Here is a 22,555-nt window from a genome sequence, read left to right on the forward strand (position 1 = left end):
CCGCGGGACGGGGTGGGGCGCCTGCCCCGGCGCACTCCACGGCTGCCCGGCGGGAGCCTTCCCACGCGGTGCGGAAGGGTCCTGCGGAGGGTTCGTCATGCGGATTCTCCGATGTTCGGGGGGAGGACGACGCGGATGCGGCAGCCGCTCGGGGTGTCCAGGACGGTGATGTCGCCGCCGTGCAGGTCGGTGGCCCAGCTCGCGATGGCCAGGCCGAGGCCCGTGCCGCCGCCCGCCGCCCGGGGGCCGGACACGGAGCCGCGGGAGAAGCGCTCGAAGACGCGGGCGCGCTCCTCCGCCGGGATGCCGGGCCCCTCGTCGGCCACCTCGATGACGAGCCCGCCCGGGGCGCTCCCGGGCCGCGCCGTGACGGTGACGGGCCGCCCGTCCGGGCCGTGCCTGGCCGCGTTGTCGAGCAGGTTCGCGACGATCTGGTGGAGCCGGTCGCGGTCGGCGACGGCGTGCAGGCCGGGTGCGACCTCGGACTCGAACACGGCGTCCGGGTGGCTCGCGGCGGCCTCCGCCGTGACGTCGGCGACGAACGCGGCCACGTCGATGTCGGCGGCGTCCAGCTCCGCCGCGCCCGCCTCGACCCGCGACAGGTCCAGCAGCTGCGTCACGAGGCGTCCGAGCCGCTCGGTCTGGTCCAGCGCGGTCGCGAGGACGTCGGGCGTCGCGGGCGTGACGCCGTCCGCGACGTTCTCCAGGACGGCCCGCAGCGCGCTGATCGGGGTGCGCAGCTCGTGGGACACGTTCGCGACGAACTCGCGGCGCTGCCGGTCGACCTCCGCGAGGTCGGCGGCCATCCGGTTGAACGCCTGCGCCAGCTCGCCGACCTCGTCCCGCGACGTGGCCCGGACCCGGCGGCTGTAGTCGCCGCGCGCCATCTCCCGCGCCGCCGCCGTCATCTCCCGCAGCGGCGCGGTCATGCCGTGCGCGACGAGCTGTATGACGGCGACCGAGATGATCAGGCCGAGCGGCATCGTCTCCCGCGCCCGGAACCCCATCGGGTAGCCCCACAGGACGATCAGGACGGCGACGCACGCGGTGACGACCACGACGACGCCGAACTTCACCTTGATCGACCGCAGCGGATCCAGCGGGCGGGGCAGCCGCGCCCACATCCGGTGGACGACCCCGCGCCCGGCGGCCGTCACGGCGTCCCCTCCAGGCTGTACCCGACACCGTGGACGGTCCGGATCAGCCCCTGCCCGAGCTTCCGCCGCAGCGCCTTGACGTGGCTGTCCACGACCCGCGTGCCGGACGCGTCCGCCCAGTCCCACACCTGTTCGAGCAGGACGGCGCGGGTCAGCACCGCCCCCCGGTTGCGCAGGAGGCAGGCGAGCAGGTCGAACTCGGTGGGGGTGAGATGCACCTCGCGGCCGTCCCTGCGCACCCGCCGGGCCCGCTGGTCGACCTCCAGCCCGCCCATCCGCACGGGCCCGTCCGCCGCGTCGTCCACGCGCGGCCGGTCGACCCGGCGCAGCACCGCGCGTATCCGGGCGACGAGCTCGCGCATGCTGAACGGCTTGGTCACGTAGTCGTCGGCGCCCACGCCGAGGCCGACGATGAGGTCCGTCTCGTCGTCGCGCGCGGTCAGCATCAGCACCGGCACGGGCCGTTCCGCCTGCACCCGCCGGCAGACCTCCAGCCCGTCGAACCCGGGCAGCATCACGTCCAGCACGATGAGGTGCGGCTCGTACGAACGGGCGCGGTCGACCGCCGACGGCCCGTCCCCGGCGGTCTCGACACCGAACCCCTCCGCCGCCAGCCGGTCGGCCACGGCCCGCGCGATCGTGGGCTCGTCCTCGACCACGAGGATCCGCGTCTCGTTCTCGCTCACGCCCCAGACTCTAGAAGCCCGTTATGTAGGCAAGAAGCGCGTTTTGTGCAGAACCCGTGAAGATTACAGACCGCCCTCCAGCCCCCGGGCTACCACGTATGCACGGGTTGGTTGCTTCGCATGTTCTCTACGTAAGCGCGGGTCATCATGCGTAGGGCGTCGTGTCTGGGGGTGCCGCGTTCCTCGATGGCATCGACGGTGGCTATCTGCCAGGCGGCGCCGGTTCGGCCGGTGACGCAGCGGCGTTCGATGATGCCGAGGAGGCGGTCGCGGCGGGACGGGTCGACGCCCCAGCGCTGTAGGCCCTCGTAGGCCAGGGGGAGGAGTTTGCGGAGGATGAGTTCGGCCGCGGGGACCTCGCCGAGGCCGGGCCAGTAGAGGGTGGAGTCGAGGCCGTCGCGGGCGGCGCGGTGCAGGTTCTCCTCGGCGGTGGCGAAGGACATCCGGGTCCAGACGGGGCGTTCCTCTTCGGCGAGCATGCGGACGATGCCGTAGTAGAAGGCGCCGTTGGCGACGACGTCGGCGACGGACGGGCCGGCGGGGAGGACGCGGTTCTCCACGCGGAGGTGGGGGCGGCCTTTCACGACGGCGTAGATGGGGCGGTTCCAGCGGTAGATCGTCCCGTTGTGGAGAGTGAGTTCGCCCAGTTCGGGGATTCCGCCTTCGTCGAGGACGGTGCGGGGTTCCTCGTCCTCGCAGAGGGGGAGCAGGGCGGGGAAGTAGCGGGTGTTCTCCTCGAACAGGTCGAACACGGAGGTGATCCAGCGTTCGCCGAACCAGACGCGGGGGCGGACGCCCTGGGCCTTGAGCTCGTCGGGGCGGGTGTCGGTGGCCTGCTCGAACAGGCTGATTCGGGTCTCGTGGTAGAGGCGGTGCCCGAAGAGGAACGGGGAGTTGGCGCCCATGGCGACCTGCGGGCCGGCGACGGCCTGGGCGGCGTTCCAGTAGGCGCCGAACTGCTCGGGGCTGACCTGGAGGTGGAACTGGACACTGGTGCACGCGGCCTCGGGGATGATCGTGTCGGCGTGCATGTGCAGGGGTTCGTGGCCGTCGATGGCGATGCGCATCTCCTCGCCGCGGGCGGCGAAGATCTGGTCGTTGAGCATCTTGTAGCGGCTGTTGGCGGAGAGGGTCTCCTCGCCGATGTCGGTGCGCCGCAGGGTGGGCAGGATGCCGATCATGGCGAGCCGGCCGCCGACCTCCTCGGCCCGCTCGTCGGCGTGCCGGAGGTGGTCGCGGACCTCCGCCTCCAGCTCACCGGTGCTCTCGCCGCCGAGCTCCCGCGGCGGGATGTTGATCTCCAGGTTGAACTGGCCGAGCTCGGTGGCCCAGGCCGGATCGGCGATCGCCTTGAGCACGTCCGCGTTGCGCATCAGTGGGTCGCCGATCGCGTCGATCAGGTTCAGTTCGATCTCCAGGCCGATGTGGGGGCGCTCGAAGTCGAACTGGGATTCGCCCAGCATGCGGGCCAGCACGTCGAGGCACCTGCGCACTTTGTCGCGGTACCGCCGCCGGTCCTCGCCGCTGATGGTGACCGAAGCCACGTCCCTGCCCATGTGTCCGTCCCTGTGCTCCGGAAGAACCGTCATAAAACGGGATGTCCCGGTGAGGGGAGGTGAAAACCCGGCGCCGGAATCAGGGCTACCCGCAGGGTGACCGACCGGTAGCGTTGGTGCCCGAACGCGAACCGGTTACCCCCAGCCGGGAGGGGCCATGCGCCTGCGCCCACGGTCCATCCGGGCCAGGGACACCCTCGTCGCAGCCGTGATCGCCGCGATCGTCTTCGGGATCACCGCGGTGGGCGTCGATTTCGCCGTGCGCAGCGCGGTCAAGGCGGAGATCCTCCAGCAGACGCAGGTCGAGGGGCGGCGCGCCAGCGGCGGCGTGCGGGACGGGACGCTCGCCAACCCGATTCCGGACGACACGAACGGCCGCGTCCGGATCCAGGTGGTCGAACCGGGCGGCCTTGTGACGAATGCGACACCGCCCGCGCGGGGCGAGCCGCCGGTGAGCAGACTCTGGCCGCCGAGCAACCTGCGGGTGCAGGACTACATCGAGTGCCAGGGCGGCTGGCCGCACCGCGAGTGCTTCGTCATCGAGGCGATCCGCGCCACGACCGCGCCCGACTCCGTCGTCGTGTACGCGGCGTCGCCGCTGCCGCCCCATCTGGTGAACGGGCTGCTGGAGACGCTGCTCGCGCTGGCCGTTCTGATGCTGGTCGGGGTGGTCGCGTGGATCACCTGGCGGGTCGTCGGCCGCACCCTGGGCCCGGTCGAGGCGATCCGCGCGCAGCTCGCCGAGATCAGCGCCACCGACCTGAGCCGCCGCGTGCCGCAGCCGGGGGGCGAGGACGAGATCGCCCAGCTCGCCCGCACCGCGAACGCGACGCTGGACCGGCTGGAGCGCGCGGTGGGCCGGCAGCGGCAGTTCGCGTCCGACGCGTCCCACGAGCTGCGCACGCCGATCGCTGGCCTGCGCGCCAACCTGGAGGACGCGTCGATGCACCCGGAGGACAACGACCTGCGGGCCGTCGTCGAGTCGGCGCTGCGCGACACCGACCGGCTGGAGTCGATCGTCACCGACCTCCTGCTGCTCGCCCGCCTCGGCACCGGCGGGACCAGCGTGCAGGAGCGGCTCGACCTGGCCGCGCTGGCGGAGGCGGAGACCGGCCGCCACCCCTTCACCCGGCGGGTCACCCTGGCCCTCGATCGGGACGTGCCGGTGCGCGGCGTCCGCATGCAGCTCGTCCGGCTGCTGGGCAACCTCCTGGACAACGCCGAAGGCCACGCCGACTCGGCCGTCGTGGTCGCGGTGTCGCGGGAGGACGGCGCGGCGCTGCTCACCGTCACCGACGACGGCCCCGGCATCGCGCCCGCCGACCGGGAGCGCGTCTTCGAGCGCTTCACCCGCCTGGACGCCGCGCGCAGCCGCGGCGCGGGCGGCACCGGGCTCGGCCTGGCGATCGCCCGCGAGATCGCCCACGCGCACGGCGGGACGCTGCGCATCGAGGACCACGGCCCCGGGGCCCGCTTCGCCCTGCGGCTGCCCCTCGCCGTGGACCGGCCGGACGGGAGCCCCGGCATGCGCGAGGGCCGCCCGCGGTGACGCGGGCGGCCCTCGGGCGAACGGGGTCGAGCGGGTCAGGCGCGGACGGCCTGGACCTCAAGCTGGATGTCCACCTTATCGCTGAGCAGGGCCTTCTCGCCCTTCAGCGGGATGTTGAACTCGATGCCCCAGTCCTTGCGGTTGATCGTGGTCTCGGCGGAGAACCCGGCGCGCGTCCCGCCCCAGGGGTCCTCGCCGATGCCGTTGTACTCGAGCCGGAGGCTCACGGGGCGGGTGACGTCCTTGATGGTCAGGTCGCCGTCCAGGTAGTACTCGCCGTCCTCGGCGCGCACGCCGGTGGTGTTGAAGGTCATGGTCGGGTACTTCTCGACGTCGAGGACGTCGGCCGTCCGCACGTGGGCGTCGCGGTCGGGGTTGCGGGTGTCGAGCGAGGCCATCTTGATCTCCGCAGTGGCCGTCGACTCGCTCAGCTCCTCGGCGATCTGCACGGAGCCGGTGAACTCGGTGAACGTCCCCCGCACCTTGGTCATCAGGTGGCGGATGACGAACGTGACCTCGGAGTGCCCGGGGTCGATGTTCCAGGTCCCGGCGGTCAGCTCGGGGGCGACGGCGGCGATGCTCATGATGTCTCCTGCGGTAGATGTGCTTGAATCTTCAACGACTGGTCGAAGAGTAGTTGAGGGTTCAAACACTTGTCAATCCGCGGATGTTCCCCGGCGTGTCAGGGGGTGCGTCAGGCGGCGGCCCGGGACCTCAGGGGGTGGGCGCTGCCCGTGAGGAGCACCCCGGCGACCTGCGGCGGGTCGTCCGCCATCGGGACGTGGCCGCACCCCTCCAGCCAGACGAAGCGGGCGTTGGGGAGGCGGCGCTGGGCGCGGATCGCCTGGCTGCGCAGGAGCAGGCGGTCCTTCGTGCCCCAGGCGATCGTGACGGGGACGTCGGCGCAGGAGCCGAGGAAGCGGGTGGTGCGCCCGGCGCGGAGCGTGGCGTCGAAGCCGCGGGCCTCGCGCATCGCGCGGGCGTCGCCGGCCAGGGTCTCCATGTCGATGAGGTCGGGGCGGCCGTAGACCATGCCGAACATCGCGTTGCGGCGGCGCGGGGAGCTCGCCAGGCGGGTGAGGAACGTCTCGGGGACCCGGGCGCCGAGCCGGGACGCGCGCAGCACGGCCGCCGCGTAGCGGAGCTCGACGGCGTTGAAGAAGCCGGCGGGGGACAGCGCCGTGGCGGAGCTGACCAGGCCGCGGTCCGCGGCTTCGAGGGCGAACAGCCCGCCCAGGGAGTTGCCCGCGATGTGCGGCTTCTCCACCCCGAGGCCGGCGAGCGTCCCCATGAGGACGTCCAGGACGGCGTCCAGGGTGTACGGGGTTCCGGGCGGGAGCGGCGGGGAGTCGCCGAAGCCGGGCAGGTCGACCGCGATGACGTCGCGTTCGGCGGCGAGGAGGTCCAGCACGGGGGACCAGCCCTGGCGGCGGTGGCCGATGCCGTGCAGGAGGACGAGGGGCGGCCCGTCGCCGCGGCGCTCGAAGACGATGTCCACGGGCCGAGGCTAACCGGATGTTACTTGCCGGTCACTAGTGACGCTCATCACGCTGCTGCCGCCGTCTGACACCGGTCCCGAGGTTCGCGGTCAGCTCTGCGTGACCTCGGCGGGGCGGCGGTGCTCCAGCGCGGTGCGGAGCTGGGCGCGGCCCCGGTGGATGCGGGAGCGCACGGTGCCGAGCTTGACGTTCAGGGTCGCGGCGATCTCCTCGTAGGACAGTCCTTCGATGTCGCACAGGACGACGGCCGCGCGGTACTCGGGGGCGAGGCCGTCCAGCGCACGCTGGATGTCGGAGTCGAGGTGCCGGTCGTCGTAGGCCTGCTGCGGTGTCGGCTCGCGGCCCTGCAGCCGTTCGGCGGCGTCGTCGCCGAGGGCGTCGAAGCGGATGCGCTGCTTGCGCCGGGCGCGGTCGAGGAACAGGTTCGTCGTGATCCGGTGCAGCCAGCCCTCGAACGTGCCGGGGCTGTAGGAGGACAGCGAGCGGAAGACCCGGATGAAGACGTCCTGGGTCAGGTCCTCGGCATCGTGCCGGTTGCCGGTCAGGCGGTACGCCAGCCGGAACACCCTGGTCGAGTGCTCGGTGACGATCTCCTCCCACGTCGGCGGGGTCCACGCCATCGCGCCTGCGCTCACCACTACCCCCGTCTGATACTTAATCGTTACGGCCAAGCATGCCGGTACCCAGATAAGAGCCGTGTAAGGACCGCCGGCATGGCCGGATCGGGCGGCCGGACGCGGACACCGGTGCGACCCGCATCATTGGACGTCATTACAATAAGCGGCCCCGCCCCGAAACCCATCCCGACCTGTGAGGACGTGCATGGTGCGAAGCTACAACCCGGCCGATCTGCTGGAGATCCTGGCCGCGGCCGGGCCGGAGCGCCCCGCGCTGGTGGCGGGCGCCGAGCGGCGCGGTTACGCGCAGCTCAACGAGCGTGCGAGCAGGGTGGGGCACCATCTCGCGGCGGCGGGGGTGCGGCCGGGCGAGCACGTCGCGATCCTCGCCCACAACCGCGCCGAGTGGATCGAGGCGATGCTCGGGGCGTACAAGATCCGCGCCGTGCCGATCCCGGTGAACTACCGGTACGTCGCCGCCGAGCTGCGGCACGTCCTGGCCGACTCCGACTCGGTCGCGCTGATCGGCGAGCGTTCACTGCTGGCGAAGGCGCAGGAGATCCGCGGCGAGCTGCCGAAGCTGCGGCACGTCGTGGTGATCGAGGACGGGGTGGCCGACGACATCCCGGGCGCGGTCGAGTACGAGGAGGCGCTCGCCGGCGCCGACCCGGGCGACGATTTCCCGGCCCGCTCCAACGACGACCGCTACATCATGTACACGGGCGGCACGACCGGTTACCCGAAGGGCGTCGAATGGCGCTGCGAGGACATCTTCTTCGGCGCCCTGGGCGGCGGAAACGTCCTCGGCGACCCGATCGGCAGCCCGGAGGAGATCGCCGCGAACGCCGAGCAACCGCCGATGGCCGTGCTCGACTGCGCGCCCGTCATGCACGGCGCCGGGCAATGGGTCGCGTTCATGGGGTTGTTCAGCGGCGCCAAAGTCGTCCTTTACACGGACCGCGCATTCGACGCCGGCAAGGCGCTGCGGCTGCTCGCCGAAGAGCAGGCGAATGTGCTGATGCTCGTCGGGGACGTAATGGCGCGGCCGGTCGCGAAGGCGCTGGCCGGCGGCGAGTACGACACCTCCTCGCTGATGGCGATCGCGTCCGGTGGCGCGCCGCTGACCGAGGGCGCGAAAAGGCAGCTGCTCGACCACCTGCCGAACATCATGTTCCTCGACAACTACGGCGCCTCGGAGACCGGCGCGTGCGGTCCGTCCGTCGGCGGCAAGGAGGGCACGGCCCGGTTCGCGATGAAGCCGGGGATCACCGTCCTGGACGACGACCTCAACCCCGTCGCGCCCGGCGAGGTCGGCAGGCTCGCCCGCAGCGGCCACATCCCGCTCGGCTACTACAACGACCCGGAGAAGACGGCGTCGACGTTCTTCACCGGCCCGGACGGCACCCGCTGGTCGATCCCCGGCGACTTCGCGTCCCTGGAGGAGGACGGGACGATCACGCTGCTCGGCCGCGGCTCCCTGGTGATCAACACGGGCGGGGAGAAGGTGTACCCCGAGGAGGTCGAGGTCGCGCTGAAGGACCATCCGGACGTGTACGACGCGGTCGTGGTGGGCCTGCCGGACGAGCGGTTCGGGGAGCGCGTCGCCGCCGTCGTCGCGCCCCGGCCGGGGGCGGAGGTCACGCTGGAGGAGCTGACCGGGCACTGCCGCGGCCGCCTCGCCGGATACAAGCTGCCGCGCCAGATCATGGTGGTGGACGAGGTCCAGCGCACCGCCGTCGGTAAATCCGACTACAAATGGGCCAGGACCGTCCTGGCCTCCTAAACGGAAGTCTCATACCACGCGCCCGCCCTTTTTCCCCGGCGGCCACCGGTCAAGAAATGATTGATGGCGAAGGGGCGTCCCTTGAGCGCGGACCGGCGAGTAACTTCTGCATGAAAGGAGATCGGCTGATACCGCTCGCGGGACGGTATCGCCTGCTCTCTGTGGTGGGCAGCGGCGGTATGGGCACCGTCTGGCGGGCGTACGACGAAATGCTCGACCGGGACGTCGCCGTGAAGGAGGTGCGCCTGCCCGAGCGCATCACCAAGGGCGAGCGCCGGGTGATGTGCCGCCGCCTGCTCACGGAGGCGCGCGCGACCGCCGCGTTGCGGCATCCCGGGGTGGTCGCCGTCCACGACTTCATCATCGAGGACGGCCGCCCCTGGATCGTCATGGAGTTCGTCGAGGCGTGCTCGCTGAACCGGCTCGTCGCCGAGGACGGCCCCCTCGGCGTGCGCCGGACGGCGGAGATCGGCGCGGCGGTCCTGTCGGTGCTCCGCGCGTCGCACGCCGCCGGGATCCTGCACCGCGACGTCAAGCCCAGCAACGTCCTGGTCTGCGACGACGGGCGGATCCTGCTCACCGACTTCGGCCTGGCCGTGCACATGGCGAACGGCCGCGAGTCCGCCGACACGCTGCCCGCGGGGATCGAGGGCTCCCCGGCCTACCTCTCGCCGGAGCGCGTGCACGGCAGGCCGGGCCTGGAGGCGTCCGACCTGTGGTCGCTCGGCGCGACGCTCTACATGGCCGTCGAGGGCTTCTCGCCGTTCCTGCGCTGCCACGCGCTGGCGTCGATGATGGCGGTCGTGCTGGGCGACTACGCGCCTCCGGAGCGGGCGGGGCCGCTGACCGCCGTGATCGAGGGGCTGCTGCGCCAGCGTCCCGAGGAGCGCCTGACGGCCGACGCCACGGCGGAACTGCTGTGGGAGGTGCTCGGTACCGTCCCGGAACCGGGCGCGACGGTGGCGAAGCCGGCCGCCGCCTCTGCCTGGGCGCGCGGCATGCCGGCGCGGCTCACGCTGCCCCGCCCCGGTCAGCGGGGCGGCCCGCGGTCACGTGTCCTCCGAGGTCCGCGCGTCCCGTGGGCGCTGCGCGGCGGGAAGCCGCCAGGGGACTCCCAGACCAGACCCCCGTGCGGTTCGCGGCGGTTCCGCGGCCGGTGGCCGGCGCGCCACCGGGAGGCGGCGGCGGAGAAGCGCGGCCCGGCGGGGCGGCGGGTGCGGCCGGGCGCGGTCGCGGGCGTCGCCGTGCTGGCGGTCCTCGCGGCGGGCACCGGCACCTGGGCGGCGCGCTGGACGTCGGTCGGCCAGAGCGACTCGGTCGCGCTGCGCCCGGCGGCGGGGCTGACCGCCAAGATGGCGCGGTACCGCGAGGCGGGCGCCTACTCGGTGCGCGTGCCGGTGGGCTGGCACGCCGAGCGGAGCGGCGCCGTCATGCACTGGCGGGACGTCGAGGCCGGCCACGGGCTGCGGATCGCCCCGGCGCCCGGGGACCCCCTCGCCGGTCTGCGCGCCGCGGAGCGCGCGGCCGCGGCGGAGCACCGCTATCCCGGATACCACCGGCTGCGGCTGGAACGCGTGCCCGAGGTCATCGCCGGCGCCGCGGAGTGGGAGTTCACCTGGCAGGGCGAACGCGGACCGGCGTTCACGGACGGCGTCAGGCACGTGCTGTGCAGCCGTGCCGCGGGATACGAGTTCTGCTTCCACGCCCCCGACCGGCGGTGGACACCGGGCCAGCGCCTCTACGGCCGGATCCTGGAGTCGTTCCGCCCGGAGAGCGGCGGCTGAGCGTCAGGTCGTCTGCTGGAGCCTCAGGAGGAACTCGGCGTTGGACGAGGTGCCCTTCATCTTCTCCAGGAGCTGCTCGACGGCCTGCTGCTTGTCGAGGCCCTGGAGGGCGCGGCGCAGGCGCCAGGAGAGCGCGAGCTCCTCGGGGGACATGAGCAGCTCGTCGCGGCGGGTGCCGGACGCCTCGATGTCGACGGCGGGGAAGACGCGGCGGTCGGCGAGGCCGCGGTCGAGCTTCAGCTCCATGTTGCCGGTGCCCTTGTACTCCTCGAAGAACACGTCGTCCATGCGGGAGCCGGTCTCGACCAGCGCGGTGGCGAGGATCGTCAGCGAACCGCCGTTCTCGATGTTGCGGGCGGCGCCGAAGAACTTCTTGGGCGGGTAGATCGCGGTCGTCGCGACACCGCCCGCCAGGATTCGGCTGCTGGACGGGGCCGCCAGGTTGTAGGCGCGGCCGAGCCGGGTGATCGAGTCGAGCAGCATGACCACGTCGTGGCCCTGCTCGACGAGGCGCTTGGCGCGCTCGACGGCCAACTCGGCGAGGGCGGTGTGCTCCTGCGCCGGGCGGTCGAACGTCGAGTGGACGACCTCGCCGCGGATCGACCGCTCCATGTCGGTGACCTCTTCGGGGCGCTCGTCGACGAGCACGACCATGAGGTGCACTTCGGGGTTGTTCTGCGCGATGGCGTTGGCGACGGCCTGCATGACCATCGTCTTGCCGACCTTGGGGGGCGACACGATGAGCCCGCGCTGGCCCTTGCCGATCGGCGCGATCAGGTCGATGACGCGGGTGGCCAGCGGGCCGGTGTCGAGGCGCAGCCGCTCGTCGGGGAACAGGGGGGTCAGCTTGGCGAACTCGGGGCGGTGCGCCGCCTCGGCGGGCGGCACCCCGTTCACGGTCTCGACGTGGGCGAGGGAGGCGAACTTGTCGCGGCTGGTCTTCGGCGGCCGCGCGGTTCCGGCGACGGCGTCGCCGGGGCGCAGGTTGTTGGCCTTGACCTGCGCTAGCGAGACGTGCACGTCGTCCGGGCCGGTGTGGTAGCCGGAGGTGCGGACGAACGCGTGCTTGTCCTGGACGGCGAGGATGCCGTGGAAGGGCACGGCGGGCCCGTCGTCGGCGGGACGCCGTCCCTGGCGCCCGCCTTTGCGGGCGCCCTGCGCGGCCACGCCGTGCGCCTGCGGCTTGCGTTCACCGCGGCGCTCGGCGGGGGGTCGTTCGGTGGTGAGGGTGGAAGCGGACATGTGGGTCCCTTCTCAGGCCGGTGCGGAACGCTCCGCGCGGCCCGGGGTCGAATTCCGCGTACGGCGGCGGAATCCGCGTCGTGTACGCGAGTGAGATGTGAGAAATGCAGCTCCGTTCACCGGGCTGACGTCGACTCCCTCGTGCGGCGGTCCAGGACGCCGTCCCGTGCGCACCGAACCGGGAAAGTCACCGGGCTCTCAGATGACCCGGGCGGGGAAGAAGCGCCCTCTCCGCGAACCGCGGCAACTCGAAGGCGCTGTCTCGACAGTACAGCACTCCGGGACGTTTTGGCATTCCCGGAGGTCGGTGGAAACTTCATGGCGGAGGGTCCCCCTGTGGCGGGCGGGCGCGCCGCCCCCGGCGCGGACCCGTCCCGGCGATCATTGCCGGCTCGTGGCGTCAACCGTCTGACTCCCCTTCCGGCCGCCGGGTTCGGACGGGTGCCCGGACCGGGTGCCCGGACCCCGCGGCCCGTCCGGCGGGCACGGCTTCGTACGATGAGCCGCGTCGAAGCATAGGGGGGACGATGGTCGCCGGGCTGCACGCCGAGGTCGCCGAGGGTGTCGGCACGGTCGTGATCGACCGGCCGGAGAAGCGCAACGCCATGTCGGCGGACATGTGGCGGTCGCTGCCCGGCCTGCTGGACGACCTCGCCGCGAACCGGGCCGTGCGGGTCGTGGTGCTGACCGGCGCGGGCGGGAACTTCAGCGCGGGCGCCGACATCTCCGAGCTGTCCGACATCCACCGCGACGACGACTCGCACCTGTCGTCGGTCGCCGAGCGGGCCCTCGCCGCGTTCCCGAAGCCGACCCTCGCGGCGATCGAGGGGTACTGCGTCGGCGGCGGCTGCCAGCTCGCGGCGGCCTGCGACCTGCGGTTCGCGGCGGCGGACGCCCGGTTCGGGATCACCCCGGCGAAGCTCGGCCTCGTCTACCCGGCGGGGGCGACGACCCGCCTCGTCCGGCTGGTCGGCCCGTCCGCCGCGAAGTACCTGCTGTACTCGGCGGACCTCATCGGCGCCGGGGACGCGCTGCGCATAGGGCTGCTGGACGAGGTCGTCCCGGGGGACGGCCTCCGCAAGCGGGTCGCCGAGTTCGCCGAGACGCTCGCGTCCCGGTCGCTGCTCACGCAGCAGGCGACCAAGGGCATCGTGGACGCCATCACCGCCGGCGGCCCGGTCGAGGAGGAGACCCGGCGGTGGCTGGACGAGATGGCGGCCTGCGGTGAGCACGTGGAGGGCATCGCCGCGTTCCTCGAACGCCGCGCCCCACACTTCCCTTGGACCGGCACACCCCGTCCCTAAGGGCGTTTCTCACCGGCTGGGCTCACTCTGACAGCTCACCCGGACGGGGCCTGGCCGGCGAAGGCGGTCAGGTCGCAGACGCGGCCCTCGGGGAGCTGCCGCAGGCGCCGCGCCCCGTTCTCCGGGTCGTCCAGGCTGTGCGCGCTCTCGGGGCGGAGCAGGTCGGCGAGCGGCAGCACCCCGCACACCAGCGACTCCGGCGTCCGGACGACCAGGAGCGGCCCGAGCCGGGCCGTGCCGCGGCCGGTGTCCCGGAGGGCCTCCAGCAGGGGCCGGACCTTCTCGAACGAGACGGCGCAGTCCGCGCACAGCCCCTGCACCAGTTCGAGGAAGTCGTGTTCGAGGGCGCGCGGGCTGCGGCCCGACAGGTAGTAGCGGTCTCCGTCGGTCAGCTCCACGTTCAGCCCGTGCCGCTCGGCGAACTGCTCGTACGGGCCGGTCAGGCCGTGCCGCCCGGCGGGCGGCCGCGCGGTGAGGGACCCGGCGACGACGTCGGCGGGCCCGGCGCCGAGGGACGCGGCGACGGCCCGGTCGAGCCGCCCCACCAGGTGCGCGCGGATCCCGGCGACCTCGGCGGCCAGCCGCTGCACGGTCTCGCGCTGCAGGTCGGCGGCCTCCCGCTGGCGGTTCAGCCGGTCGTTGACGTCCGGCACCATCCGCTCGTTGATCTGCGCGATCAGGGACCGGATCCGGGCGTCGGCCCCGTCCAGCGCCTCGCGGTCGCGGTCCTGCTCGCGGGCGAGCGCGTCCAGCCGCTCCCGCTGGGCCGCGCGGAAGCCCTCCAGCTCGTCGCGCGTGCCCTTCAGCGCGCGGAGCTGGGTGCGGATGTCGGCGATCTCGGGCGCGCCCGGCGAGCGCTTGCGCTCGAACGCCAGATACAGCTCCCGCCCGGCGATCGCCAAGCAGAGCAGGACCAGAACCACCGTCATCGTGCCCTCCCGGCGCCATCGCCGAGCAAACATAATCCACCCGGCGCTGCCCGGATAGACCGATATGTCGTAAAAGGAAGCGTGCGGGGGGGCCGGTCAGCGGTTGAGGTAGGCGAGAACGGCCAGCACGCGGCGGTTGTCGTCCCCGGTGACCGGCAGGTCGAGCTTGGCGAAGATGTTCGCGGTGTGCTTGGTCACGGCCCGTTCGGTGACGACGAGCCGTTCCGCGATCGCGGCGTTGGAGCGTCCCTGCGCCATCAGCTCCAGCACCTCCGTCTCGCGCGGGGTGAGCCGGCTCAGCGGGGTGCCGCGGGTACCGCTGGCGACCAGCCGGGAGATCACCTCGGGGTCCATCGCGGTGCCGCCCGCCGCGACCCGGCGGACCGCGTCCACGAATTGCGCCGCGTCGAACACCCGGTCCTTCAGCAGGTACCCGATGGCGCCGGTGCCGTCGGCGAGCAGCTCCCGCGCGTAGAGCTGCTCCACGTACTGCGACAGCACCAGGACCGGCAGGCCGGGGACCTGCCGGCGCGCCTCCAGCGCCGCCTGCAGCCCCTCGTCGGTGAAGGACGGCGGCAGGCGCACGTCGACCACCGCCACGTCCGGGCGGTGGTCGAGCAGTGCCTTCAGGAGCGAGGGGCCGTTGTCGACGGCGGCCGCGATCTCGAAGTCGTGCGATTCGAGGAGGCTGACCAGGCCCTCCCTCAGGAGGGCGAGGTCTTCGGCGAGGACAACGCGCAAGGCAGCTCCAGGGTCACGATCGTCGGGCCGCCCGGCGGCGAGCTCAGGGCGAGCACCCCGTCGAATGTACCGATCCGGCGCTCGATCCCGCGCAGCCCCGTGCCGCCGTCCAGCGTCGCGCCGCCGCGGCCGTCGTCGGTGACGGTGATCCGCAGCATGCCGTGCTCGTACCGCAGGTCGATCCAGACGCGGGCCGCGCCGGAGTGCTTGGCGGCGTTGGTGAGGATCTCCGAGACCGCGAAGTAGGCGGCGGACTCGACCGGCGCGTCCGGCCGCGCGGGCAGGTCGGCGGTCACCTCGACGCGCAGCGGGTGGTCGAGCGCGAGGGCCTTGACGGCGTCGCCGATGCCGCGGTCGGCGAGCACCGGCGGGTGGATGCCGCGGACGAGGTCGCGCAGCTCGTGCAGCGCCTTCGCCGACGACGCGCGGGTCTCGGCCAGCAGGATCCGGGCCTTCTCGGGGTCCTTGTCGAGCAGGTGCTCGATCGCGCCGAGGCTCATGCCCATCGCGACGAGCCGGGCCTGCGCGCCGTCGTGCAGGTCGCGCTCGATGCGGCGCAGCTCGGCGGCGGACGCGTCCACGGCCTCCGTGCGGGTCTCGGTGAGGTGCCGGACGCGCAGGGCGAGCTCCGACTTCCTGGTCGGGCCGAGCAGCAGCCTGCCCCAGCGCCCGTACACGGTCATCATCTTCGGCGCGATGGCGAACCCGGTCGCGGTGAAGACGGCCCCGAGGACGACCGTGGTCGCCAGGAGCCCGCCGTCGCTCTCGTAGCCGGGCTGGACGTGGACCCACCCGTACCACTCCTGGCCGCCGTAGCCGGCGATCACCCCGCCGGCGAACGCCGCGAGGGCGAAGCCCCAGAGCCCGTACACGATGAGGAGCGCGGGCAGCGCCGCGGTGAACATCACGACGACCGGGTCGGCGAGCACCCACAGGTAGTCGCGCCAGGTCGCGGGGTCGGTGAACCGCGAGACGAACCGCTTGAGCATGCCCTGGGCACCTGGCTCGTCCGCGGGCTCGGGCAGGTAGGGCCGCGCGATCCGGACGCCGGTCCAGCGGCCGATCAGATCGCGGTACACGTCGGTCTGGTTGCGCAGCAGCGTCACCGCGGACGGGAAGAGGAGCACCCCGATCAGGCTCGTGATCATCGAGATGACCGTGATGAACCACAGGCCGACGAACATCGCGGGGAAGGCGAGCAGCCCGAGCTTGGCGCCGCGCCACGGCGTCCTGATGTGCCGTTGCAGCCGTGTCTCTCTCAACAGTTCAGCGTCCACCGGGTCCTCCGCGGGTCTCTTGCCGTCTGGAGTCCCAGTCTTCTGGGAAGAACCCACGAGCACAGTGTGCCCCCAACCCGAAGCGGGGGTGTAGTTAGGTGCACCCAGGCCCGCGACGCGGCCCGCCCGTCCGCGGCCGCGAGGCCGGGACGGGCGGGCCGGTGGGACCGCGGGCCGGGGTCATCGCGCCGCCGGCTCCGCATCGCGGCCGCGGCTGCGAATGGCCGTCACCAGCGCCACGACACCCGCGACCAGGGCCACGGCGGCGCCGCCCGTCCGGACCGCCGCCCCGGCGATCTCGCCGAACGCGTCGGCGTCGAGCGCGCTGCCCACCGCGCCGGGCAGCTCCGCCAGCCCGCCCAGGACGGCGAGCACCAGCACCCAGCGCCACCGCGTCATGACGATCAGCGCGGCGACGACCAGCAGGATGACCAGGCCGGGCGGCACGGGCGGCATGTCCACCCCGGCGACCTTCTGGATCAGCAGGCCGACGGCCCCGGTGACGAGCCCGGTGACCGTGATCAGGGTGGGCGTGTTGAGGGGGTTCCTGCGCATGACTGCACTCCTTGGCTCCGGAGGATCGATACCGGGATCGTCCGGTGCGGGTCCGGGCCGAGTCGTCATCCGCCGGAGGGCTCCGCCGCTACGCCCGCGGGAGTAGCGGCGTCAGAGGGCCACGAACGTCAGGCCGCGCTTCTTCAGCTTCGGGATGACGTCTTCCAGCGCCTTCAGCGTCTGGGAGCGGTCGCCGCCGCCGTCGTGGCACAGGAGTATCTCGCCGTCCTTGCCCTTGAGCAGCGCCTTGCGGATGCGCCCGGCGCCCGGCCGCGCCCAGTCGCGCGGGTCGACGGCCCAGTCGATCGGCAGCATGCCCTTCTCGGCGGTCACTTCCAGGACGGTCTTCGACCAGGCGCCGCCCGGCGACCGGAAGAACTGCGGGACGACCCCGGTGGCGTCGGCGATCCGGTCGTGCGCGTCGCCGATCTCCTTGCGGACCCGCTTCCCGGACAGGCTCGCGATCGACATCGGGTGCGTCTCGGTGTGGTTGCAGATCTGGTGCCCGGCGTCGGCGATGCGGCGGGCCAGCTTCGGATGCTCCTTCACCTGCGCGCCGACGATGAAGAACGTCGCGTGGACCTGCTCCTCGGCCAGCAGGTCGAGGATCCGCGGCGTCCACTTCGGGTGCGGGCCGTCGTCGAGGGTCAGCGCGATCGACTTCGCCGGCGGCGGCGGAGCCAGCTGCGACAGCTCTTTGACGGGCTTCTCCAGCGCGGTCAGCTTCCCCTGCGTCCACGCGGCGGGACGGGGGGTCGGTTTCGGCGTCGGAGTCGGGGACGGCGTCGCCGCCGGCCGGGCGCGGGCGGTGGTCTGCGCCGCCGCGGCCTCGGATCCGCCGCGCGGGCGGGCGGCGTCCGCTCCGAGCGCGGTGAGGCCGGCGCACGCACCCAGCAGCCAGAGAGCTTTGCGGCGAGATGGCCCACCTGCCACATCAACCTCCACATGCCCAACGCTATCGGGGTTTTAGGGGGGTAGAAGGTTGCTATGGGATCTCGATCCGGCGGACCTTGCGGGAGGTCGTGAGTGGGTATCGACGGCACGGCGGTGGACGCGCTCGGCGAGGAGCGGCTCGACTGGCGGTTCAAGGCGATCCCGGTGTCGGCGCACGGCATGACGGTCGCCGAGGCCCGCCGCGCGCGGCTGCCGCTGGACGACTTCGGGACGCCGCTGCTCACCCTGGACGCGGGCGCCCTCGCGCACAACGTCCGGGTCATGGCGGAGTGGGCCGCGGCGGCCGGGCTCGACCTCGCCCCGCACGGCAAGACCACGATGGCCCCGGCGCTGTGGCGGGCGCAGCTGGACGCCGGCGCCTGGGGCATCACGATCGCGAACCTGCCGCAGCTCCGCGTCGCCCGCGCGTTCGGCGTCCGCCGGGTCGTGCTCGCCAACACCTTCCTCGACCCCGCCGGGCTGGCCTGGCTGGCCGCCGAGCTGGAGCTGAACCCCGGGTTCGAGTTCCTGTGCTGGGTCGACTCAGTGCGCGGGGTCGAGCTGATGGACGAGGCGCTCCGGCTCTCCCGCGGGCAGCGCCAGGTCGACGTGTGCGTCGAGCTCGGCGGCCCGAACGGGCGCACGGGCGTCCGCGACGACGGCGACGCGCGGCGGGTCGCCGACGCCGTCCGCCGCGCCCCGACCCTCCGGCTCGCCGGGACCGCCGGATACGAGGGCGCCCTCGCGCGGGACGCGTCCGACGAGGGGCGCCGCACCGTGCACGCCTACCTGCGGCGGCTCGCGAACCTGCACGGCGGGCTGGACCACGAGGTCGCCGAGCCGGTCGTCTCGGCGGGCGGCAGTTCGTTCTTCGACCAGGTCGCGGAGGTCCTCGGCGGGCTCGCGGGCCGGGTCGTGCTGCGGTCGGGCGCGTACATCGTCCACGACGACGGCTTCTACCGGGGCATCTCGCCGTTCGCGCGGGGCACGGGCGGCGCCGGGTCGCGGCTGCGGTCGGCGATGCACGCGTGGGCGCGGGTCGCGTCCCGCCCGGAGCCGGCGCTCGCGATCCTGGACGCGGGCCGCCGCGACCTGCCGTTCGACGCGGGCCTGCCCGAGCCGCAGTTCGTCCGGGGGAGGGGCGCCGGACCCGTGGAAGGCGCCCGGATCACCGCGCTCAACGACCAGCACGCCTACATGCTGGACGGCTCCGCCGAGGTCGGCGACGTGGTCCGGCTCGGGCTCTCGCACCCGTGCACGGCGCTCGACAAGTGGACGCTGATCCCCGTCCTGGACGACGCCGGCGCCGAGCGCCCCGCCGTCGTGGACTACGTCCGGACGTGGTTCTGACCGAGCAGCGACTTCACGTGCGCCACGATCGGCCCGCACAGCCGGGGGAGCGTGGCGTGCCGGCCCATCGCGACCTGCCCGGTCACCAGCGACGCGATCCCGCCGACGAGCATCCGGACCGCGAACGCGGGGTCGGGCAGCGCGCGGAACCGCTCGTCCTCCGCCAGCAGCCCGTCGATGACCTCGATGAAGCCGTCCTGCACCCGGTACCGCAGCGCCGTCGCCGCCGGGCCCACCGCGTAGATCTCCAGCAGGAACGTGCGGGCCGCGCCCGCGTCGGCGGCCAGTTCCCGCAGGTAGTCGCGCAGCGCACCCTCCAGCCGGGCCATCACCGGTGCGTCGTGGGCGGCGAGCGCGTCGTTGACGACCCGCAGGTACCGCTCCGCCGATGCCTCGTAGGCCGCGAGGAAGCACGCCTGCTTGTCGGTGAAGTTCTCGTAGAACGTCTCGCGGGACACGCGCGCCCGCTTCAGCACGTCGGCGACGGAGGTCCGGGCGTACCCCTTCTCCCCGACCGCCTGCGTCATGCCCTGGAGCAGGCGCTCGCGCTGCGACGCCGCGACCTGCTCGCGGGTCAGCTTATGGCGCCCGCGCGGCAGCGAGGTGAAGCCGTCGGAGTCCACGCCGACAAGCTACCAACGGGCCCGGGCGGTGCGCGGAAATCCATTTACCACGAACAACTCTGTTCGCAGAGGTGTTACGGTTTCCAGTGCGAAATCGAGGGCCGGACGTCCCAGGCCGGAAAGAGCCGGGACGCCCGTGCGACCACGGCCCGGCGCAGCCGGCGCTTGGTGACCGATCCGTCCAGGCAGTGCGCCACGGGGGCCGATCTGTGCTGGACACCGTCCCACCAATTGCCACGCTGACCCCGTCGCCGGCCATGGTCACCACAGGAAAGAGCCGCGCGGCCCCGCGGTTCCTATAGGCCCTCCCTGCTCAAGGCAGGAGGCCCGCTCGGCGGGCGGTCGTCACCGCTTCCAGGCGGGTGTGGCTGTCCAGCTTGCGCATCGCCGAGCGCAGGTAGCTCTTCACGGTCTCCGGGAGCAGGCCGAGGCGTCCGGCGGCCTCCGCGTTGGTGCAGCCGATCGCGACGTACGACAGGACGTCCAGCTCGCGGGGCGACAGCGCGGGGCGCGGGGAGGCGTCCGGCTCGGCCGGCCCGGCGGCGGCCAGCCGCAGCGACGCCTCGCGCAGCCGGTCGCGCGTCGAAACGTCCGCGACCTCCTCCGCCAGCGCGCGCAGCTCCGCGTGGACGGCCCTGACCTCCTCCCACCGGGCCGTGGACGTGCCCGGCCGGGCGCGGGCGAGGGCCTCGTCCGCCCGGTCCCGGACGGCGAGGTCCTGTTCGAGGTCGCGGGCGGCGCCGACGGCGGCGCCGACGACGCGGTCGGCGAGCGACAGGGGCTCGCGCAGCGCCCCGTAGAGGACGCCGCGGACCCGCCGCCGGACGACGACCGGCACCGCGACGATCGACAGCAGCCCCTCCCGGCCGACGGGCTTGTCGTAGTCGTGGCTGATCGACGCCGAGCACGGGTAGTTGCTCACCCAGACGGGGCGCCCCATCGCCATCGCCTTGCCGCCGAGGCCGCTGCCGCTGTGCACGACGAGGCCGCTCAGCGAGTCGGTGGTGTTGCCGACCAGCTCGGTGATGCGCAGCCGGTCCTGCCCGCCGCCGGGCACGGCGCCCCCGAGCACGGCGCCGCCGAACACCACGGGGAGGCCGGTCGTGCGCTGCAGCGCCAGCACCGCCGACCGGACGGAACCCGCGTCGTCGCGCGGCATCTCGGGGGGACGGCCCCGCGGAGTAGGCGCACCCATGGTCCGAGGATGCCCCGCCCGGGACCCGGCACGAAAGGGCCGGAGCCCGGAATTCCGCCCTTGTCAGGGGCGGCCGGTCTCCGGCCGCTCCGGCAGGCCCAGGATGGCGGCGGCCTCGTCGCGCATCTGCACCTTGCGGACCTTGCCGGTGACCGTCATGGGGAACTCGTCCACGACGTGCACGTAGCGGGGGATCTTGAAGTGGGCGAGCCTGCCCTCGCAGAACGCGCGCAGCTCCCCGGCGGTGAGGCCCGGCGCGCCCTCGCGCAGCCGCACCCACGCCATGAGCTCCTCGCCGTACTTCTCGTCGGGGACGCCGATGACCTGCGCGTCCACGATGTCGGGATGGGTGTAGAGGAACTCCTCGATCTCGCGCGGGTAGATGTTCTCGCCGCCCCGGATGACCATGTCCTTGATGCGGCCGGTGATGGTGACGTAGCCGTCGTCGTCCATCACCGCGAGGTCCCCGGTGTGCATCCAGCGGGCCGCGTCGATCGCCTCCGCCGTCCTGTCCGGTTCCTCCCAGTAGCCGAGCATCACCGAGTAGCCGCGCGTGCAGAACTCGCCCGGCTCGCCGCGCGGGACCGTGACCCCGGTCGCCGGGTCGACGACCTTGATCTCCAGGTGCGGGTGCACGGTCCCGACCGTCGACACGCGCCGGTCGAGGGAGTCGCCCGCGCGGGTCTGCGTCGACACCGGCGACGTCTCAGTCATGCCGTAGCAGATCCCGACCTCGGCCATCCCGAGCCGCTCGATGACCTGCTTCATCACCTCGACCGGGCACGGCGACCCGGCCATGATGCCGGTGCGGAGGGCGGACAGGTCCAGCTCGTCCAGCGACGGCTCGGCCAGGACCGCGATGAACATCGTCGGCACCCCGTACAGCGACGTGCACCGTTCGGCCGCGACCGCCGCCAGCGTCGCCTGCGGGTCGAACGCCGGCGCTGGAATCACGACGCAGGCGCCGTGGCTGGTGGCCGCCAGGTTCCCCATGACCATGCCGAAGCAGTGGTAGAAGGGGACGGGGACGCACACGCGGTCCTCTTCGTCGTAGCCGCAGAGCTCGCCGACGAAGTAGCCGTTGTTGAGGATGTTGTGGTGCGACAGCGTCGCGCCCTTGGGGAAGCCCGTCGTCCCGGACGTGTACTGGATGTTGATCGGGTCGTCGGCACTGAGCGTGAGGCCGATCTCGGTGAGGTCGGACGCATCGCCCGCCCGGCCCTCGTCCACGAGCGCGTCCCACTCCGGGCCGCCGATCAGCACGACGTCCTGGAGCGCGGGGCACTTCGGCCGGACCTCTTCGATCATCGCCGCGTAGTCCGACGTCTTGAACGCCTTGGCCGCCACCAGCGTCCGGATGCCCGCCTGGTTGAGGACGAACTCCAGCTCGTGGACGCGGTACGCGGGGTTGATGTTGACGAGGATCGCGCCGAGCTTGGCGGTGGCGTACTGCACCAGCGTCCACTCGGCGCAGTTCGGCGCCCAGATCCCGACGCGGTCTCCCTTGCCGACGCCGAGGCCGCGCAGGCCGAGCGCGACGGCGGCCACGTCGTCGGCGAACCGCTCGTAGGTCCAGCGGCGGCCCGTGGCCCTCTCGACGAGCGCGTCGCGTTCGGGGAACGCGGCGACCGTCCGGTCGAGGTTCGCGCCGATCGTGTCGCCCAGCAGCGGGGCGGCCGAGACGCCGGACGCGTAGGACGGCGTCATCGCAGGTCCTCCTCCCGGTACTCGTTCTCCGGGCGATCACCGATGTCGTTCCGGGGGGTGTGGGGGGT

Annotated in this window: 19 protein-coding genes and 1 pseudogene; 5 read left to right on the forward strand and 15 right to left on the reverse strand. The window is 72.9% G+C overall.

The window, feature by feature from the left end; all coding sequences use genetic code 11:
• Positions 1–95: 95 nt before the first annotated feature.
• The 3 genes from E1266_RS22080 to E1266_RS22090 form a co-directional block, all read right to left on the reverse strand.
• Complete coding sequence (locus tag E1266_RS22080) at positions 96–1,157, reverse strand: HAMP domain-containing sensor histidine kinase (RefSeq protein ID WP_243718702.1); 1,062 nt, start codon at positions 1,155–1,157, stop codon at positions 96–98.
• Positions 1,154–1,843, reverse strand: a complete 690-nt coding sequence (locus tag E1266_RS22085) for a response regulator transcription factor (protein WP_132049892.1) — start codon at positions 1,841–1,843, stop codon at positions 1,154–1,156. Before E1266_RS22085 ends, E1266_RS22080 begins: the two co-directional genes overlap by 4 nt.
• Positions 1,844–1,932: 89 nt before the next feature.
• The gene (locus E1266_RS22090; RefSeq protein ID WP_132049894.1) at positions 1,933–3,399 is read right to left on the reverse strand and encodes a glutamate--cysteine ligase; all 1,467 of its coding nucleotides are present in this window, start codon (positions 3,397–3,399) and stop codon (positions 1,933–1,935) included.
• A gap of 157 nt (positions 3,400–3,556) precedes the next feature.
• Between E1266_RS22090 and E1266_RS22095 the strand changes: the two genes are divergently transcribed.
• Positions 3,557–4,948: an ATP-binding protein gene (locus E1266_RS22095; protein ID WP_132049896.1), complete on the forward strand. Its 1,392-nt coding sequence runs from the start codon at positions 3,557–3,559 to the stop codon at positions 4,946–4,948.
• Between the two features lie 35 nt (positions 4,949–4,983).
• Here the strand turns inward: E1266_RS22095 and E1266_RS22100 are convergent, their stop codons facing one another.
• The 3 genes from E1266_RS22100 to sigE form a co-directional block, all read right to left on the reverse strand.
• On the reverse strand, positions 4,984–5,532 hold the full coding sequence (locus tag E1266_RS22100; RefSeq protein WP_132049898.1) for a YceI family protein: 549 nt from the start codon (positions 5,530–5,532) through the stop codon (positions 4,984–4,986).
• A 110-nt stretch (positions 5,533–5,642) separates the two neighbouring features.
• Positions 5,643–6,446, reverse strand: a complete 804-nt coding sequence (locus E1266_RS22105) for an alpha/beta fold hydrolase (protein ID WP_132049900.1) — start codon at positions 6,444–6,446, stop codon at positions 5,643–5,645.
• Between the two features lie 90 nt (positions 6,447–6,536).
• On the reverse strand, positions 6,537–7,067 hold the full coding sequence (sigE, locus tag E1266_RS22110; protein WP_132049922.1) for an RNA polymerase sigma factor SigE: 531 nt from the start codon (positions 7,065–7,067) through the stop codon (positions 6,537–6,539).
• Positions 7,068–7,269: 202 nt separating this feature from the next.
• On the opposite strand from sigE, the gene E1266_RS22115 reads away from it, so the two are divergent.
• Both E1266_RS22115 and E1266_RS22120 read left to right on the forward strand, forming a co-directional pair.
• Positions 7,270–8,847 (forward strand): acyl-CoA synthetase, encoded by a 1,578-nt coding sequence (locus E1266_RS22115; RefSeq protein WP_132049902.1) that lies wholly within the window; start codon positions 7,270–7,272, stop codon positions 8,845–8,847.
• Between the two features lie 110 nt (positions 8,848–8,957).
• The gene (locus tag E1266_RS22120) at positions 8,958–10,631 is read left to right on the forward strand and encodes a serine/threonine-protein kinase (protein ID WP_279436340.1); all 1,674 of its coding nucleotides are present in this window, start codon (positions 8,958–8,960) and stop codon (positions 10,629–10,631) included.
• Positions 10,632–10,634: 3 nt separating this feature from the next.
• Here the strand turns inward: E1266_RS22120 and rho are convergent.
• Positions 10,635–11,732 (reverse strand): annotated as a pseudogene (gene rho / locus E1266_RS22125) (transcription termination factor Rho); the annotation flags it as partial.
• Between the two features lie 668 nt (positions 11,733–12,400).
• On the opposite strand from rho, the gene E1266_RS22130 reads away from it, so the two are divergent.
• Entirely contained in the window at positions 12,401–13,177 is a 777-nt protein-coding gene (locus E1266_RS22130; RefSeq protein ID WP_132049908.1) for an enoyl-CoA hydratase/isomerase family protein, read from the forward strand.
• A 35-nt stretch (positions 13,178–13,212) separates the two neighbouring features.
• Here E1266_RS22130 and E1266_RS22135 read toward each other — a convergent pair whose 3' ends face one another.
• The 5 genes from E1266_RS22135 to E1266_RS22155 all read right to left on the reverse strand — a co-directional run bounded on the left by E1266_RS22135 (position 13,213) and on the right by E1266_RS22155 (position 17,612).
• Positions 13,213–14,106 (reverse strand): hypothetical protein, encoded by an 894-nt coding sequence (locus E1266_RS22135; RefSeq protein ID WP_132049910.1) that lies wholly within the window; start codon positions 14,104–14,106, stop codon positions 13,213–13,215.
• 96 nt (positions 14,107–14,202) lie between these two features.
• Positions 14,203–14,847: a response regulator transcription factor gene (locus tag E1266_RS22140; RefSeq protein WP_132049912.1), complete on the reverse strand. Its 645-nt coding sequence runs from the start codon at positions 14,845–14,847 to the stop codon at positions 14,203–14,205.
• Positions 14,811–16,109, reverse strand: a complete 1,299-nt coding sequence (locus tag E1266_RS22145; protein WP_243718704.1) for a sensor histidine kinase — start codon at positions 16,107–16,109, stop codon at positions 14,811–14,813. The genes E1266_RS22140 and E1266_RS22145 overlap by 37 nt, the downstream gene beginning before the upstream one ends.
• Positions 16,110–16,304: 195 nt before the next feature.
• Complete coding sequence (locus tag E1266_RS22150; protein WP_132049914.1) at positions 16,305–16,679, reverse strand: hypothetical protein; 375 nt, start codon at positions 16,677–16,679, stop codon at positions 16,305–16,307.
• Positions 16,680–16,790: 111 nt separating this feature from the next.
• Complete coding sequence (locus E1266_RS22155) at positions 16,791–17,612, reverse strand: polysaccharide deacetylase family protein (RefSeq protein ID WP_132049926.1); 822 nt, start codon at positions 17,610–17,612, stop codon at positions 16,791–16,793.
• Between the two features lie 93 nt (positions 17,613–17,705).
• On the opposite strand from E1266_RS22155, the gene E1266_RS22160 reads away from it, so the two are divergent.
• Positions 17,706–18,962, forward strand: a complete 1,257-nt coding sequence (locus tag E1266_RS22160) for an alanine racemase (RefSeq protein WP_243718706.1) — start codon at positions 17,706–17,708, stop codon at positions 18,960–18,962.
• Here the strand turns inward: E1266_RS22160 and E1266_RS22165 are convergent.
• From E1266_RS22165 to E1266_RS22175, 3 genes are all read right to left on the reverse strand, one after another.
• Entirely contained in the window at positions 18,941–19,585 is a 645-nt protein-coding gene (locus tag E1266_RS22165; RefSeq protein ID WP_132049916.1) for a TetR/AcrR family transcriptional regulator, read from the reverse strand. The genes E1266_RS22160 and E1266_RS22165 overlap by 22 nt on opposite strands.
• Before the next feature lie 313 nt (positions 19,586–19,898).
• Positions 19,899–20,780, reverse strand: coding sequence for a helix-turn-helix transcriptional regulator (locus tag E1266_RS22170; RefSeq protein ID WP_243718708.1), 882 nt, complete (start codon positions 20,778–20,780; stop codon positions 19,899–19,901).
• A 63-nt stretch (positions 20,781–20,843) separates the two neighbouring features.
• Positions 20,844–22,487, reverse strand: a complete 1,644-nt coding sequence (locus E1266_RS22175) for an AMP-binding protein (RefSeq protein ID WP_132049918.1) — start codon at positions 22,485–22,487, stop codon at positions 20,844–20,846.
• Between the last annotated feature and the right edge of the window lie 68 nt (positions 22,488–22,555).

It is taken from the genome of Actinomadura sp. 7K534, assembly GCF_004348575.1.
GTDB lineage: Bacteria > Actinomycetota > Actinomycetes > Streptosporangiales > Streptosporangiaceae > Spirillospora > Spirillospora livida.